Genomic DNA, 15494 nt, shown 5'->3' on the forward strand with positions numbered 1-15494 from the left:
CCCCTCGGTCAGTTGAAACGGATGCGCCATCCAGTCTAGCGGTTCGTCTGCCCGCGATCGGACTGGCGTTCGTCGAAGCGTTTGAAGCCGAGGAGGGTGAGTGCGACGATCCCGGCTCCGGCGAGCAGAGCACCGAGGCTCTGGGCCTGCACCTTGGGCTCGACGAAGCGGTACTCCGGTGTCTCCTCCCTCAGCCTCGGAGGGTTCGCGGTGCCGATCCACGCCGCGATGAACAGAATGATGCGAGCGAAGACGTTGAGCGTGAGCATGATCGCGATGATCGATCCGAACACGCCTGCGGCCTTGTTCCCGGAGAACAGATTGACGAGCACGGTGGCGAAGTTGATGAGGATGAGGAATGCCACCGCGCCGATGAATGAGCCGCGGATCTTCGCGCGTCTGTCCACGGGCCGCTCCGGCAGCATCGTGAAAAGGAACATGAAGATCAGCCATGCGGCGGCCAGCGTGATGATGATCGGGACGATGAAGAGCAGACTCTGCGCGAACCCCGACAGGCCGAGCCAGTCGGCGATCACCGACCGCAGTCCGGTGCCGACGACCGTGAGCGCGACGGTGAGCAGGAGTCCGACGATGAGACCGATGAGGGTGACGATATTGCCGAGGATCTTCTTGACGAAGGACTTCTCGACGACATCGTCGAAGTCCTCGTGCAGCTGGGCACGGACAGCGGCGCCGAGGTTGCCGATGAATCCCTGCCCCGTGTAGAGACCGGTGAGGATACCGATGATGCCGACTGCCTGCCAATCGAGGAGGTAGCTCTCGAGCTGCGTCGTCAGTGAGGAGTTGCCGGCCGTGAATGCCTTGATCTGCTCGGTGGCCATCGGCAGCAGGTCCGGGCGGGCGACATCGAGGACGAAGCCGAGGCAGGCGAGGCTGACCATGGCGATGGGCATGACCGCCAACACGAGGAAGTAGGTGATCGCAGCGCCGAACTGATTGCCCAGCCGCTGACCGAAGCGCGTAACGGCGCGCATGAGATGGGCAGGGCCAGGCCTGTTGACGGCGTTGTGGCCGACCTCCGCGACCGTGTTGCGCGAGGCCAGTACTTTGGCTGGTGCCACGTGTTTGCTCCTTCGATGTCGACCCGGAGGTGCCTTCGTTTCCCACCCGGAGGTGTCCGTTTCCAGACTAGCCGCTGTGAGTGCACTGTGAGTGGCCAGCCGCGCCCTTATCTACACTTTTGACCATGCCGACAACTCCGCTGACCGGTCCCGGACCCGATTTCATGCTGGCCGCCGGCGACGGCGCAGCGGAGCATCTCAGCGGCTCCTCCGCTTGGACGGTGACCATCATGGACGCACTCGGGCCGCTCGGCGTCGGGTTGATGGTCTTCCTCGACAGCGTCTTTCCGCCCATCCCCAGCGAACTCGTCCTGCCCTTGGCCGGCTTCACCTCGAGCCAGGGGCAGATGAGCATCGCCGCGGCGATCGTCCTCGCCACGGTGGGCTCCCTCGTCGGTGCCGTCCTGCTGTGGGCCCTGGGCAAATGGATCGGCATCGAGCGCATCGCCCGCATCGCGGTGAAGATGCCGCTGGTCGACGTCGACGACGTGCACACGACCGTGGCCTGGTTCGACCGGCACGGCGAGAAGGCCGTGTTCTTCGGCCGGATGATTCCGAACTTCCGATCGCTGATCTCCATCCCGGCCGGGATGCGGGACATGCGTCTGCCCACGTTCGTGCTCCTGACGACCGCGGGCAGCGCGATCTGGAACACGATCCTCATCGTCGCCGGCTTCGTCCTCGGCGAGAACTGGTCGATCGTCGAGATCTATGCCGGGTACTTCCAGATGCTCGTCATCATCGCCGTCATCGCCTTCGTCCTGGTCTGGATCGTGCTCAAGGTGCGCAAGCACCGGCGCAAGCGCGCTGCAGGCATCGATGATCCGGGCGCCGAGGTCATCACGCCCGGCGAGTTCACTGCACCCACGCGGCCGCGGTATGCGCGGTCGGAACCTCCTCCCCGGGCCTGATCGGTCCCGGGGCGGTCCCGTCACCGAAGGGGGAGCCGCCGAACCTCGTGTCCCGGCCGTGATCGCTCAGCCATCCGGACAGATCCGGTCCCTTCGGCACGATCTGCGTCGGATTCACATCGCGGTGGACGATGTAGTAGTGCTGTTTGATCTGTGCGAAGTCGACGGTGTCGCCGAACCCGGGGGTCTGGTACAGATCTCGGGCGTAGCCCCAGAGGTTCTCGAACGCCGTCAGCGGCTGGCGATTGCACTTGAAGTGGCCGAAGTACACGGGGTCGAAGCGCACCAAGGTGGTGAACAGACGCACATCCGCCTCGGTGATGGTCTCGCCCATGAGGAACCGCGAGCGGCCGAGTCGGTCCTCGATCGTGTCGAGAGCGGTGAACAGTCGGTCGAAGGCGGCTTCGTAGGCTTCCTGGGACCCGGCGAATCCGCAGCGGTAGACGCCGTTGTTGATCTCCGTGTAGATCAGTCGCATCACCTTCTCCATCTCCTGACGCGACTCGGCGGGCCAGAGATTCGGGGCACCCTCACGATGGTAGGCGGTCCACTGCGTGGAGAAGTCCTCGGTGATCTGAGGGAAGTCGTTGGTCACGACGGCGCCGGTGGGGACGTCGACGACGGCGGGAACGGTGATGCCGCGCGGGTAGTCGGGGAAGCGGGCGAAGAACGCCTGCTGGAGGCGTTCGATCCCGAGGACGGGATCGACCCCGCCGGGATCGAGGTCGAAGGTCCACGATCTCGCATCGTGGGTGGGACCGGGCATGCCCAGCGAGATCACGTCCTCGAGCCCGAGCAGGCGGCGGACGATGATCGTGCGATTCGCCCACGGGCAGGCCCGCGCGGCGATGAGACGGTACCGGCCCGGTTCGACGGGCCACTGAGCGTCGGCATCGTTGAGGATGCGGTCGTCGATGTAGTTCGTGTCGCGCTTGAATTCCTGGCCCGTGGCCACGTAGCTCGGAGTGTGATCGGTGTCTTCGGCCATTGCGGCTGCCTCCATCGAGGGTCGGTGGGAAACGACTTCGCCCACAGCTTACGTCGATCCCGAGCCGCGGCGACAGGGTGCGATGGCGCCCCGCCGCATCCCCGCCGGCGAGGTGGGGCCGACTCCGACGGTGAGACGGAACCGGCCCGGGCGTGGACTCATCGCGAGTGCGCGCTCGGGCCGGTTCCTGCGGCGATGACTCAGTCCGCGTAGAGGGCCTCGATCTCGGAGGCGAAGTCCTTGTTGATGAGGTGGCGCTTGACCGACTGCTTGGCCGAGAGATAGCCGTTGGCCTCGGTGAGTTCGACGGGCAGGATCGTGAACTTCTTGATCCCCTCGGCGCGGGAGACCGTCCTGTTCACGCGCTGGACGGCCTTGTCGATCTCGACCCGGACCGCCTCGTCGTCGGCGGCCTCGCGCAGATCCATCGCCGGCAGGTCGTGGTTCTTCAGCCAGGTCGGCAGCATCTCCGAGTCGAGGAAGATGAGCGCGGAGACGAACTTCCGGTTCTCCCCGACGACGACGGGCTGGCCGATGATCGGGTGACGGCGCAGGGCGTCCTCGAGCGGGGCCGGTGCGATGTTCTTGCCGCTGGAGGTCACGATGATCTCCTTCTTGCGACCGTTGATCTTCAGGTACCCGTCTTCGTCGAGAGAGCCGAGATCGCCGGTGCCGAACCATCCGTCGTGGAACTCCTTGGCCGTGGCCTCGGCGTTGTTCCAGTACTCCCGGAAGATCGGCACGCCCTTGGCCAGGATCTCCCCGTCGGGTGCGATGGCCACCGAGACGCCCGGCAGCGGCACGCCGACGGTGCCGATCTTCGACTTCGCGGGCACATTGACGGTGATCGGGGCGGTCGTCTCGGTCAGCCCGTAGCCTTCGATGACGATGATGCCCAGGCCGCGGAAGAAGTGTCCGAGATGCTCACCGAGCGGTCCGCCGCCGGAGACGGCATGGGAGACGTTGTTGCCCATCACCGCGCGCAGCTTCGAATAGACGAGCCGGTCGAACACGGCGTGCTGGAGTTTCAGGACCATCGGCACCTTGCCGGCGTCCAGCGCCCTCGAATAGGCGACGGCGACCCGTTCGGCGCGGCGGAAGATCTTCTCCTTGCCGCCGGCCTGGGCGTTGGCCAGGGCGGAGTTGAAGACCTTCTCGAACACACGGGGCACGCCGAGGATGAACGACGGGCGGAAGCTGCTCATCGCATCGGTGAGCTTGCTCAGATCCGACTGATGGGCGAGCACGGCTCCGGAGCTGATGGCCAGGACCTCGATGAAGCGAGCGAACACATGGGCCTGGGGCAGGAACAGCAGGCACCGCATGCCCTCGGTGAAGACCTCGGGGACCTGCATCTGCGCCGACTGCACCGTCTGCACGAAATTGCCGTGGGTGAGCACGCAGCCTTTGGACTTGCCGGTCGTGCCCGAGGTGTAGATGATCGTGGCCACCGAATCGCCGGTGGCCTGGGACCTCGCACTCTCGAGCTGCTCGTCGGTGATGTCGCGTCCGGCCTCGGCGAGATCGGCGAACGCCCCTTCCTCCCAGACCCGCAGCTTCGGCTCGGGCAGTCCGGCGGCAGCGGCGGCGGCGATGAAGCTGTCGGCGTGCTCGCGGGAGGAGACGAGGCCGCGCTCGACTGCGGCATCCTCGATCATCCAGGCCAGCTGGGCCTCGGAGGAGGTGTCGTAGAAGGGGACGGAGATGCCGCCGGCGAACCACACGGCGTAGTCGCTGAGGGTCCATTCATAGGACGTCGGGCCGAAGATCGCGATCCTGTCACCGGGTTCGACTCCCATGCTGATGAGACCCTTGGCCGCAGCGCGCACTTCGTCGAGGAATTGTCCGGCCGTGACCTCTGACCAGCCGTCTCCGGCCGGCTTGGCGACCAGGGGGCGGTTCGGATCCGCGGCCACCATGGCGCGGAAGACATCGGTCGTCGACGAGACGGTATCGACTTCGTATCCGACGACGGGGGTCGTCGACTGCGGCATTGTCGTTGGGCTCATGGCTCTCCTTCGAGGACGTAAGTTACTGCCCGGTTATCTTATCGTTCGGCGCGGCCGCAGTGAAATCGATCACGTTTGTAGAGATAACCCGGCCGTGGGGCTTCTGTGAGCAGTCTAACCAAGTCGAATCAGGGGCTGTTCAGAGTACGATGGTCAGAACCCGCTCACGTCTGTTCAGCGAAGGAAGGTAATGACGACGAACCCTGAGGAGACCGGTTTCCGCTATGACGCGGCGCTGGCCGAGAAGATCGAGAAGTCGTGGCAGCGCATATGGGAGGAGTCGGGAACGTTCCACACCCCGAACCCCACCGGAGACCTCGGCGAGCTCGCCCTCCAGGAAGAACCGTCGCCCTACGGCCCTCCCGCCGACCTCAGTGAGCGCGAGTCCCTCTACATCATGGACATGTTCCCGTACCCATCGGGCGCCGGGCTGCACGTCGGCCATCCGCTGGGATACCTCGGCACCGATGTCTACGGCCGCTACCAGCGGATGCGTGGGCACAACGTCATGCACGCCCTGTCCTACGACGCCTTCGGTCTGCCGGCCGATCTCTACGCGGTCCAGACCGGGCAGCACCCGCGCATCACCACCGATGCGAACATCGCGAACATGACCGAGCAGCTGCGTCGCCTCGGCCTGGCCCACGATGAGCGGCGGAGATTCGCGACCACGGATGACGATTTCGTCAAGTGGACGCAGTGGATCTTCCTGCAGATCTTCAACTCCTGGTACGACCCCGAGGCGAAGACGCCCGACGGTGAGTCCACGGGCGCGGCCCGGCCGATCGAGACCCTGATCGAGCAGTTCTCCACCGGCCAGCGCCCCACCCCTGACGGACGTGCCTGGTCGGAACTGAGCCCGGCCGAACGCGAAGACGTTCTGCAGGAACACCGCCTGGCCTACGTCTCCGAATCTCCGGTCAACTGGTGCCCGGGCCTGGGCACCGTGCTGGCCAATGAGGAGGTCACGGCCGAAGGACTGTCCGAACGCGGCAACTACCCGGTCTACACCCGCCGCCTGCGCCAGTGGAACATGCGCATCACCGCCTATGCCGACCGGCTCATCGACGACCTCGACGTCCTCGACTGGCCGAATGCGATCCACGCGATGCAGGTCAACTGGATCGGTCGGTCGAAGGGAGCGCTGCTGCGTCTGCCCGTGGTCGGCGAGGACGGCGGCGAGATCGAGGTCTACACGACCCGACCGGACACGCTCTTCGGAGCCACCTACCTCGTGCTCAGTCCCGAGCACCCCCAGGTCGCGGCCCTGACGGCGAAGGCCTGGGACCCTTCCACACCCGAATCCTGGCGCGGGGCGGGTGCGACCCCTGCCGAGGCGATCGCCGCCTACCAGCGCGCCGCCGCGTCCAAGACCGACGCCGACCGGCAGCAGGGCCGGGAGAAGTCCGGCATCTTCACCGGCTCCTATGCGCGCAACCCGGCCACCGGGGCCGAAGTGCCGATCTTCATCGCCGACTACGTCCTCATGGGCTACGGCACCGGAGCGATCATGGCCGTGCCCGCCGAGGACGCCCGCGACTGGGACTTCGCGAAGGCGTTCGGACTGCCCTACATCCGCACGGTCCAGCCCCCGGCCGACCACGACGAGGACTCTGCCTACACGGGCGACGGGGTGATGATCAATTCGGCGAACGCCGAGATCGACCTCAACGGACTCGAGATCGAGGAGGCGAAGGCCGAGATCACGCGGTGGCTGTCGGACAAGGGCCTGGCCACCGAATCGACGCAGTACCGACTGCGCGACTGGCTGTTCTCCCGCCAGCGCTACTGGGGCGAACCGTTCCCGATCGTCTATGACGACAAGGGCACGCCCATCGCACTGCCCGATGAGATGCTGCCGGTGCAGCTGCCCGAGGTCGACGACTTCGCTCCGCGCACCTATGCGCCCGACGACGCCGACAGCCGACCCGAACCGGCGCTGAGTCGCAATCGGGAGTGGGCCAGCGTCGAACTCGACCTCGGAGATGGGCCGAAGACCTATTATCGCGAGACGAACACGATGCCCAACTGGGCCGGGTCGTCCTGGTACCAGCTGCGCTACGCCGATCCGCACAATGACGAAGCTCTCGTCGACCCGAGCAATGAGAAGTACTGGCTGGGCCCGCGGAAGTCGAAGCCGCGCGGCGGGGCCGATCTCTACGTCGGCGGGCAGGAGCATGCCGTGCTCCACCTGCTCTACGCCCGGTTCTGGCACAAGGTGCTCTTCGACCTCGGCCATGTCTCGTCTTCGGAGCCGTTCCACCGGCTGGTCAACCAGGGCTACATCCAGGCCTATGCCTTCACCGACGCCCGCGGGGTCTACGTCCCCGCCGCCGAGGTGGAGGAGCGGACCGGCAGCAACGGTGAGCTGACGTTCTGGTACGAGGGCGAACAGGTCAACCGCGAGTACGGCAAGATCGGCAAATCGCTGAAGAATTCGGTCATGCCCGATGAGATGTACGACGCCTACGGCGCCGACACCTTCCGGGTCTACGAGATGTCGATGGGCCCGCTGGAACAGGACCGGCCGTGGGAGACCCGCGCCGTGGTCGGTGCCCACCGGTTCCTGCAGCGCGTCTGGCGCCTGTTCGTCGACGAGACCAGCGGCCGGTCCGTGGTTCGTCAGGGGCAGACCGATGACGAATCGCTCAAGGTCCTCCACCAGGTCATCGACGGTGTGCGCGAGGACATGGACCATCTGCGCTTCAACACCGCGATCTCGAAGCTCATCGTGCTCACCAACCATGCGACCAAGCAGGGCGGGGCGACCGCGGAGCTGCTCGAACCGCTGACGATCATGCTCGCCCCCTTCGCCCCGCACCTGGCCGAGGAGCTGTGGCAGCGTCTCGGGCACGAATCGACGGTGACCTATGCGAAGTTCCCCGAGGCCGATCCTGACTACCTCGTCGCCGACACGGTCACCTGCGTGGTCCAGGTCAAGGGGAAGGTGCGTGCCCGCCTCGAGGTCGCCCCGGACATCTCCGAGGAGGCCCTGGAGGAGCTCGCCCTTCAGTCGCCGAACGCGGTCAAGGCCCTCGGCGGCGCAGGTGTGCGCAAGACCATCGTGCGCGCTCCGAAGCTGGTCAACATCGTCCCCGACGCTTGAGGTCCGGCCGCGGACACGTCACCGAAACACGGCATCTGGAAGACTGCACGAGTACCTGCGGCGAAGATCGGCGATTCGCCCCCCCCGACTACGACTGGTGAGAACAGACTGGTGAGAGCATGACCAAAGACAGAGCTCAGGATGAGATCCGGCACGCACTCGGTGTGCGAGCGCAGATCGACCCGGCCACCGAGACCGAGCGGAGGGTCGAGTTCCTCGTCGACTACGTCCTGACCACGGGCGTCAGAGGCCTGGTCCTCGGCATCAGCGGGGGCCAGGACTCGACGCTGACCGGCAAGCTGTGCCAGCTGGCCGTGGAGACCCTGCGCGATCGGGGGGCGGCTGCCGAATTCTGGGCCGTGAGGCTGCCGCACCATGTGCAGACCGATGAGTCCGATGCTCAGGACGCTCTGTCCTTCATCGGTGCCGATCATGAGGTCGTCATCAACATCGGAGCCGCCACCGATGCCGCCGCCGACGAGTACGAGAAGGCCACCGGCGAAGTGATCACCGACTTCGGCAAGGGCAATGTTAAGGCCCGGATGCGGATGATCGCTCAGTTCGAGCTGGCAGGGGAGAAGCGGCTCCTCGTCGTCGGCACGGATCACGCCGCCGAGGCGGTCACCGGGTTCTTCACGAAGTTCGGCGACGGTGCCGCCGATGTCGTCCCCCTGGCGGGGCTGAACAAGCGGCAGGGGCGGGCGCTGCTGAGCCACCTCGGCGCCCCCGATCATCTCATCGCCAAGGCGCCGACGGCCGATCTGCTCGACGACGAACCCGGGCAGACGGACGAGTCGTCATTGGGTCTCAGCTATGACCAGATCGACGATTTCCTCGAGGGACGGGAGATCGAGGCCGCGGCCGCCTCGGCGCTGATCGAGAAGTACCGCAGGTCCGAGCACAAGCGCCGGACCCCGGTGGCTCCGACCGACAGCTGGTGGATCCGGCACTGACCCGGCGAGCGACTCCGCCGAGAGCTCGGTGACTCAGCCGGGCCCTCGGTGGCTGAGTCGATCATTCGACCCGTGCGTAGGACGGCGGCTCAGTCCGTGAACGGGGGAGTGCCGGAGACGAGCCCGAGTTCGAGGGCCGTGTGGTTGAACTCCCAGCGGGAGCAGACGAACTCGTCGCTGAGGCGCTCACCGCGGCTGCGCGCTTCCGTGTACTCCCTCCACCCGTCCTCGCGGGCGTCACCGGGACGGATCTCACGTGTCGCGGAATCGTCCGCGGCGACCTGCGTCTCCTCATTCACCCAGATCGACAGCGCTTCGGCGGCTCGGTAGAGGTTCATGAACGCGGTGTGGGACCGCGGATTGTCGAAGCTGGTCTTCTTGAACTCCTCGCAGAACGTGTGCAGGGGATCGAGTTCATCGACCGCGAGCGTGCCGAAGGTCGCGTCCAGACGCAGCGACTGGACGAGTCCGCCCGAATCGGGCAGCAGCTCGAGGACGCGACGCGCCCGACGCTCATCGGCGAGGAGTTCGACCGAGTCCTCGACCGGGGTCAGCCCCGGCGTGTCCATCCGGCCGCGTTCGACGCTGAGCTGCTGGCGCAGCGCATCGATCTGACGCTGGCCGCGACGCCATTCGCCGTGGAACATCAGCAGCGCCACGATCACGCCCAGGCACAGCACGAGACCGATGATCCAGGCCGCCGAATGCAGTCCGGGGATGACGAAGGCCACGATGCCGAGCACGGTGAGCACCGCGAACGTCACCGCCGCCGGTGAGTTGGTGAGGAAATCCAGGAAACGCTTCACAACTCCAAGCCTACTGTTTCAACCTCCAGATATCGTGGAACCCAGTGGCATATAGTTGGGGTGCGAAAACGCATGACTATACGCAGGAGAGCTCAGTTTGAGGATTTCAGTCATCGGTTGCGGATATCTGGGCGCGGTGCATGCGGCGGCCATGGCATCTCTGGGCCACGAGGTCATCGGAGTCGACATCGACGAGGCCAAGGTCGAAGCGCTGACCTCCGGGCACCCGCCGTTCTTCGAACCGGGACTGAGCGAACTGCTCGTGAAGGCGCAGGAGAAGGGCCGCCTCGAATTCACCACCGACGTCTCCCGGGCCGCCGAGGCTCAGGTGCACTTCGTGTGTGTGGGCACCCCACAGAAGCCCGGCGAATTCGCCGCTGACGTGACCTATGTCGATGCGGCCGTGGATTCGCTGCGAGAGCATCTGACTTCGACATCGGTGGTTGTGGGCAAGTCCACGGTGCCCGTGGGCACCGCCGAGCGTCTGGCCGGAGTCATCGCTCCATCCGGTGCGACGATCATGTGGAATCCCGAGTTCCTGCGTGAGGGCCACGCCGTCGAGGACACCCTGCATCCGAACCGTCTGGTCTACGGAGTCGCCTCCGGTCAGGCCGGACAGCGAGCGGTCGAGGCCCTCGATGAGGTCTATGCGACGATCCTGTCCGAGGACACGCCGCGGATGATCACGGACTTCGCCACCGCCGAACTGGTCAAGACCGCGGCGAACTCGTTCCTGGCCACGAAGATCTCCTTCATCAACGCCATGGCCGAACTCTGCGAGGCCTCCGGTGCCGATGTCACCCAGCTGGCCGATGCGATCGGCATGGACGAGCGGATCGGGCGGAAGTTCCTCAACGCCGGCCTCGGATTCGGAGGAGGCTGCCTGCCCAAGGACATCCGCGCATTCATGGCCCGCGCCGGTGAACTCGGCGCCGACCAGGCGGTGGCATTCCTCAAGGAGATCGACTCGATCAATATGCGCCGGCGCGTGCGCATGGTCGACATCGCCCGCGATGCCTTGGACGGGTCGTTCATCGGCAAGCGGATCACCGTCTTGGGCGCGGCCTTCAAACCCGACAGCGATGATGTCCGCGACTCCCCGGCACTGGCGGTGGCTCGGCTGATCGCCACTCAGGGCGGAGTCGTCACCGTCACCGACCCGCAGGCCATCGGCAACGCGCAGAAGTCCTTCCCCGAACTGAGGTACGAAGCCGACACCGGCCGGGCCCTGTCGGGTGCCGACGCCGTGCTGCTGCTGACCGAATGGCGCGAATACCGTGACCTCGACCCGGCCGCGACCGCTGAACTCGTCACGGGGAAGGTCCTCGTCGACGGTCGCAATGTGCTCACCCCCGAACTGTGGCGTGAGGCCGGATGGACGTATCGAGCCCTGGGGCGCCCATGAGGGTCGGGCTGGTCACCGACTCCACGGCTCAGCTGTCGACCGCTGAGCAGGAGGAGCTGAGCCGAGCCGCCGACGGACTCTTCGCCGTGGTGCCGCTGACCGTGCTCATCGGCGGCGTCGCTTTCGCCGACGGTGAGGTCGGGGCCGCGGATCTGTGCACGAAGATGGCCGAGGGCGCCGAGGTCTCGACGTCCATGGCCACTCCGGCCCAGTTCGCCGAGGCCTTCGCCGAGCTGCGCGATCGCGGTGCCGAGGCGATCATCGTCGTGACCATGTCCGCGGAGCTGTCCGGGACCCGCGACTCGGCCGTAAAAGCCGCCGAGTCCGAGGACATCCTCATCTCCGTCGTCGACTCCCGGACCACCTCGGCGGGGCAGGCCGGAGCGCTGGCCGTGGCCGTGGCCGGCATCCGACAGGGCCTCGACGTCGAATCGATCGCCGGGACCGTCGCCGACTGGTGTGCGGGGGAGACCCGGACGGTCTTCGCTCCCTCAAGTCTCGAACACCTGCGCCGAGGCGGACGGATCGGCGCCGCCTCCTCGCTGCTGGGCAGGGCCCTGCAGATCGTGCCCGTGCTGGGCCTCAGCGCCGGCGTCGTCGTGCCCCTGGCCCGGGTGCGCACTCGGACGAAGGCCCTGGAGAAGATCGTCGCCCTCACTGCGAACGCGGCCGACGAGATCTCCGAGACCCGCGACACCGTACGCGTCGAGGTCCAACAGGCCGAGGGCGATATCGACGATGCCGATGCCACCATGCTGATCACGCGATTGACCGAACTCGGTTTCGCCACCTCGTTCCGGACCCTGTCGACGATCATCACCGCGCATGTGGGACCCGGAACCATCGGTGTCACCGTCCAGACGGTGCCCTGAGCCCGACTCGACCGTCGCAGCCTGGGGACGGAGCCGTGACTTGAGCGTCTGAGACCTGTGGACGCAGACAGGCTGTCCACAGGCGCTGCGAAGAACCTGGCCGTGCGGTGACCGCTGTTCCTAGCCTCGGGACATGGCTGTGTCTCCGGATGATCGCTTCGCGGGCCTGATCAACTCCAGCGCCGAACGCGGCGGCTGGGTGCCGGGAGACGTCTTCACCGCCGACACCGCCGGTGAGGAGGAGCCCGTCGAACCACGGCGGGTGCGTCTGCCCGTGCTCGTGGCCGTGGCGATCGCCACGCTCGGCGTGCTCGTTCTCGCCTTCTTCCTCCTCCGTCCCGCACCGCAGCATTCGGCCACCGGCGCCGAAGAGGAGGCAGGGCAGCAGGCCGGATCCGCCGACGATGCCGCCGCGGGCGGCGAGGGCACCGCCGGGACGGGACCGGGCGGGACCGCCTCGGCGCCTCCTTCGGGAGAGGTGATCGTCCACGTCACCGGCGCGGTGGGGCATCCCTCGGTGGTGACACTCGCCGCCGGTGCGCGGGTCCAGGACGCCGTCGAGGCCGCAGGCGGGCTGAAGGGCGACGCCGCCGCGGATTCGGTGAATCTGGCCCGGGTGCTCACCGACGGTGAGCAGATCCACATTCCCGAGGAAGGTGAGGACACCGGCACCGACGCTCAGAATCCCGGCACCGACGCTCAGAATCCCGGCGGGACAGGAGAGGCCGGAACGAACGGCACCGGCGGCTCCGCCGGCTCGGACGGCGGAGACCCGGGAACCGCCGCCGAGAGCAGCGGGGCGGGGCCGGGGGCCGCCGGACAGTCGGGCAAGGTCGATCTCAACACCGCCGACGCCACCGCCCTGCAGACACTGCCGGGCGTGGGACCGGTCACCGCCGAGGCGATCATCAGCCACCGACAGACCCAGCCCTTCGCCGCCGTCGACGATCTGCTGCTGGTCAAAGGCATCGGACCGAAGACCTTCGAAAGCCTCAAAGACCTTGTCAGCGTCGGATGAGGCCGGGACCGGGCGGCGGCAGCCATCGTCTCGAGAGAACCCGCGGATCCCCGCCCGGTGCACGGCAGCGCGCGACTGGGCCGCGGCGAAGGCACGGATGTGGCCGGGATCGGTGCGTCTGCTCGTCTGCGCCGCAGGCCTGTGGACGACCGCGCTCCTCGCACCGGGAGCCTGGGCTCTGGCCTGTGCCCCCGTGCTCGTCGCCCTCGGCTTCCTGCTGCTGACCCGTCGCCACCACCTCGGCGTGGGCCTCATCGTCTTCGCCTGCCTGTTCACGATCCAGATCACCGCTCTGACCGTCTCACGCGGCCCGGAATCCGCGGAGGAGACCATCGGCACCGTCGTCGGGCACAGCGAACCCGGTCCCACGGGCTGGACCCGTCTGACCCTGCTCACGCCCACCGGATTCGCCGAGGTGCTCAGCCCCCGCGCCGCGGACGCCGGAACGACGGTGAGCATGCACACGGAGCGCCTCGACGATATCCGCATCAGCAGCGATGACCCTGAAGCGGTGAGGCGGCCGAACGGCCTCTGGCAGTGGCGGGAGAGTCTGCGCACCCGGCTGCGGGCCGACTCCCTGAGCGCCGGGAACGACGGCGGAGACCTCCTGCCCGGACTCGTCGTCGGCGACACCGAACCCCAGGACGCGCGCATGATCGACGATATGCGCGTGGTCTCGCTCACCCACATCTCGGCGGTGTCGGGCAGCAATGTCACGATCGTCAGCCTCGGCGCGGGACTGGTGGCGGGCGCGTGCCGGGCCGGGCCCCGCCTGCGGGTGAGCATCGGGGTGCTGACCTGCATCGGCTACGTCTTCGTCGTCGGTTTCGAACCCAGCGCGATCCGAGCCGCCGGGATGGCGATCGCAGCGGCGGTGGTCTTCCTGCGCGGGGGCGGCATCTCACCGGTGGCGGTGATGTGTGCGACGGCGAGCCTGCTGCTGGCCTTCGTCCCGGTCCTGGCCACCTCGGTGGGCTTCGTCCTGTCCGTGGTCTCGACGGCCGCGATCATGTTCGTCGTCCCGATCCTGCTGCGCCGACTCGCCGTGCACCTGCCGCTGGTGCCGTCCGTGCTGGTCGCCGCCCTCGTCGTCCCCTTCGTCGCGCAGCTGGCCTGCACCCCTGTGCTCGTGGCCATCGACCCTCGCATCGGTCTGTGGTCGGTGGCCGCCAACGCCCTGGCCGCGCCGGCCGTTCTGCCTGCCACCGTGGCCGGTTTCCTCAGCCTCGTGGGCCAGGCGATCGCGACCACGGGCCTGCCCGGACCCGACATCGTCGCCGGCGGTCTCGCCTGGCTCGGGTCCCTGCCGGCGTGGTGGATCGTCGAAGTCGCCCGAGTCTGCGCCTCCCTGCCGGGAGCCGCACTCGACTGGCCGACACCGCCGGTGGGCACTGTGCTGGCTGCGGCCCTGCTCGCGGTGGCCGTCGTCGGCACGTGGATGCTCGTGCGCCGTCGCCTGTGGGGACTGCCGGTCATCGTCGTGTGCCTCGTCCTCACCGCCTCGGTGATCATCGCGGTCCGCGCCAGACCGCCGGGCGCGGACTGGCTCGTGCTCGTCTGCGACGTCGGACAGGGATCGGGCGCGGTGATCAACCTCGGTCAGGGCAGGGGACTGGTCGTCGACACCGGCAAAGAGACGAAGCCGATCGACACCTGTCTCGATGACTCCGGGATCGAGGAGTTCGATCTGCTCATCTCCCACTTCGATGCCGATCACTTCGCCGGGTATGCGGGCACGACCTGGGGCCGGCGCATCGACCGGATGTTCGTCTCGGTCAATGTCGCGGCCTCGCCCCAGACCCGGCGCGTGGCCGCCGACACCGGCGCCGAGGTGGTTCCGGCCCAACGTGGGCGGCGACTGGCCGTCGACGGGGCCGCGGTCGACGTGCTGTGGCCGCCGCCGCGACCTCAGTCGGGACATGGGGACGAGGAGCTGCGGAACGAGGATTCCCTGGTGGTCCGCATCGAACAGGAGGGATTGAGCACACTGGTGCCCGGTGATGTCGGAGCCGAGGAGCAGCATGTGCTGGCACAGGGGATGCGCCCGATCGATGTGCTCATCGCTCCGCACCACGGATCGTCCGACCTCGCTGCGGAGTTCTTCTCCGCGGCGGCCGCGGATCTCGGGGTGGTGTCCGTCGGCGAGAACAGCTACGGACATCCGAGCCCGAAGTCGCTGCGTGCCTTCGGACCGGTTCCGGTGCTGCGCACCGACCACTGCGGTTCGGTGGCCATCTACGCCGAAGCGCGGTTCAGCACCGGGAAGGACTGTCCTGAGGACCGCGGGTGAGGCGATGCCGGCGGGGTGTGCCCGTCGTGTCGGCTCGCCGCGATAGGCTGGGGC

11 protein-coding genes are annotated in these 15494 nt (G+C 67.3%); 7 read left to right on the plus strand and 4 right to left on the minus strand.

Features of this window, described 5'->3' with window-relative positions; genetic code table 11:
* Positions 1 to 35 precede the first annotated feature (35 nt).
* Positions 36 to 1082 carry a YhjD/YihY/BrkB family envelope integrity protein gene (locus IG171_RS05740; RefSeq protein ID WP_212130527.1) on the minus strand — a complete coding sequence of 349 codons (1047 nt, stop codon included), beginning with the start codon at positions 1080 to 1082 and terminating at the stop codon, positions 36 to 38.
* A gap of 125 nt (positions 1083 to 1207) precedes the next feature.
* Here IG171_RS05740 and IG171_RS05745 point away from each other — a divergent pair, with 125 nt between their 5' ends.
* Positions 1208 to 1993 (plus strand): DedA family protein, encoded by a 786-nt coding sequence (locus tag IG171_RS05745; RefSeq protein WP_349252142.1) that lies wholly within the window; start codon positions 1208 to 1210, stop codon positions 1991 to 1993.
* Here the strand turns inward: IG171_RS05745 and IG171_RS05750 are convergent.
* Both IG171_RS05750 and IG171_RS05755 read right to left on the minus strand, forming a co-directional pair.
* Entirely contained in the window at positions 1938 to 2981 is a 1044-nt protein-coding gene (locus IG171_RS05750) for a glutathione S-transferase C-terminal domain-containing protein (protein ID WP_212130528.1), read from the minus strand. The two genes, IG171_RS05745 and IG171_RS05750, sit on opposite strands and share 56 nt — an antisense overlap.
* Before the next feature lie 200 nt (positions 2982 to 3181).
* On the minus strand, positions 3182 to 4990 hold the full coding sequence (locus IG171_RS05755; protein ID WP_212130529.1) for an AMP-dependent synthetase/ligase: 1809 nt from the start codon (positions 4988 to 4990) through the stop codon (positions 3182 to 3184).
* Between the two features lie 190 nt (positions 4991 to 5180).
* Here IG171_RS05755 and leuS point away from each other — a divergent pair, with 190 nt between their 5' ends.
* Both leuS and nadE read left to right on the plus strand, forming a co-directional pair.
* Positions 5181 to 8096 (plus strand): leucine--tRNA ligase, encoded by a 2916-nt coding sequence (gene leuS, locus IG171_RS05760; protein WP_212130530.1) that lies wholly within the window; start codon positions 5181 to 5183, stop codon positions 8094 to 8096.
* Between the two features lie 119 nt (positions 8097 to 8215).
* Positions 8216 to 9049 (plus strand): ammonia-dependent NAD(+) synthetase, encoded by an 834-nt coding sequence (nadE, locus tag IG171_RS05765; protein ID WP_212130531.1) that lies wholly within the window; start codon positions 8216 to 8218, stop codon positions 9047 to 9049.
* Positions 9050 to 9138: 89 nt separating this feature from the next.
* Here nadE and IG171_RS05770 read toward each other — a convergent pair whose 3' ends face one another.
* Positions 9139 to 9855 (minus strand): hypothetical protein, encoded by a 717-nt coding sequence (locus tag IG171_RS05770; RefSeq protein WP_249204107.1) that lies wholly within the window; start codon positions 9853 to 9855, stop codon positions 9139 to 9141.
* Positions 9856 to 9952: 97 nt separating this feature from the next.
* On the opposite strand from IG171_RS05770, the gene IG171_RS05775 reads away from it, so the two are divergent.
* From IG171_RS05775 to IG171_RS05790, 4 genes are all read left to right on the plus strand, one after another.
* The gene (locus tag IG171_RS05775; protein ID WP_212130533.1) at positions 9953 to 11260 is read left to right on the plus strand and encodes a UDP-glucose/GDP-mannose dehydrogenase family protein; all 1308 of its coding nucleotides are present in this window, start codon (positions 9953 to 9955) and stop codon (positions 11258 to 11260) included.
* Entirely contained in the window at positions 11257 to 12132 is an 876-nt protein-coding gene (locus IG171_RS05780; protein WP_212130535.1) for a DegV family protein, read from the plus strand. The genes IG171_RS05775 and IG171_RS05780 overlap by 4 nt, the downstream gene beginning before the upstream one ends.
* Before the next feature lie 133 nt (positions 12133 to 12265).
* A complete protein-coding gene (locus tag IG171_RS05785; protein WP_212130536.1) occupies positions 12266 to 13150 on the plus strand; it encodes a ComEA family DNA-binding protein in 885 nt (294 codons plus the stop codon).
* Positions 13134 to 15440, plus strand: coding sequence for a ComEC/Rec2 family competence protein (locus tag IG171_RS05790; RefSeq protein ID WP_249204109.1), 2307 nt, complete (start codon positions 13134 to 13136; stop codon positions 15438 to 15440). Before IG171_RS05785 ends, IG171_RS05790 begins: the two co-directional genes overlap by 17 nt.
* Positions 15441 to 15494 lie beyond the last annotated feature (54 nt).

This window comes from Brevibacterium sp. SMBL_HHYL_HB1 (genome assembly GCF_018208375.1).
In the GTDB taxonomy this organism is placed as follows: Bacteria; Actinomycetota; Actinomycetes; order Actinomycetales; family Brevibacteriaceae; genus Brevibacterium; species Brevibacterium intestinavium.

What these genes read in the sequence shown, in the direction of transcription:
- IG171_RS05745 (WP_349252142.1), top strand. Translation starts at nt 1,208, where the DNA reads ATGCCGACAACTCCGCTGACCGGTCCCGGACCCGATTTCATGCTGGCC.
- IG171_RS05750 (WP_212130528.1), bottom strand. Translation starts at nt 2,981, where the DNA reads ATGGCCGAAGACACCGATCACACTCCGAGCTACGTGGCCACGGGCCAG.
- IG171_RS05755 (WP_212130529.1), bottom strand. Translation starts at nt 4,990, where the DNA reads ATGAGCCCAACGACAATGCCGCAGTCGACGACCCCCGTCGTCGGATAC.
- leuS (WP_212130530.1), top strand. Translation starts at nt 5,181, where the DNA reads ATGACGACGAACCCTGAGGAGACCGGTTTCCGCTATGACGCGGCGCTG.
- nadE (WP_212130531.1), top strand. Translation starts at nt 8,216, where the DNA reads ATGACCAAAGACAGAGCTCAGGATGAGATCCGGCACGCACTCGGTGTG.
- IG171_RS05780 (WP_212130535.1), top strand. Translation starts at nt 11,257, where the DNA reads ATGAGGGTCGGGCTGGTCACCGACTCCACGGCTCAGCTGTCGACCGCT.
- IG171_RS05785 (WP_212130536.1), top strand. Translation starts at nt 12,266, where the DNA reads ATGGCTGTGTCTCCGGATGATCGCTTCGCGGGCCTGATCAACTCCAGC.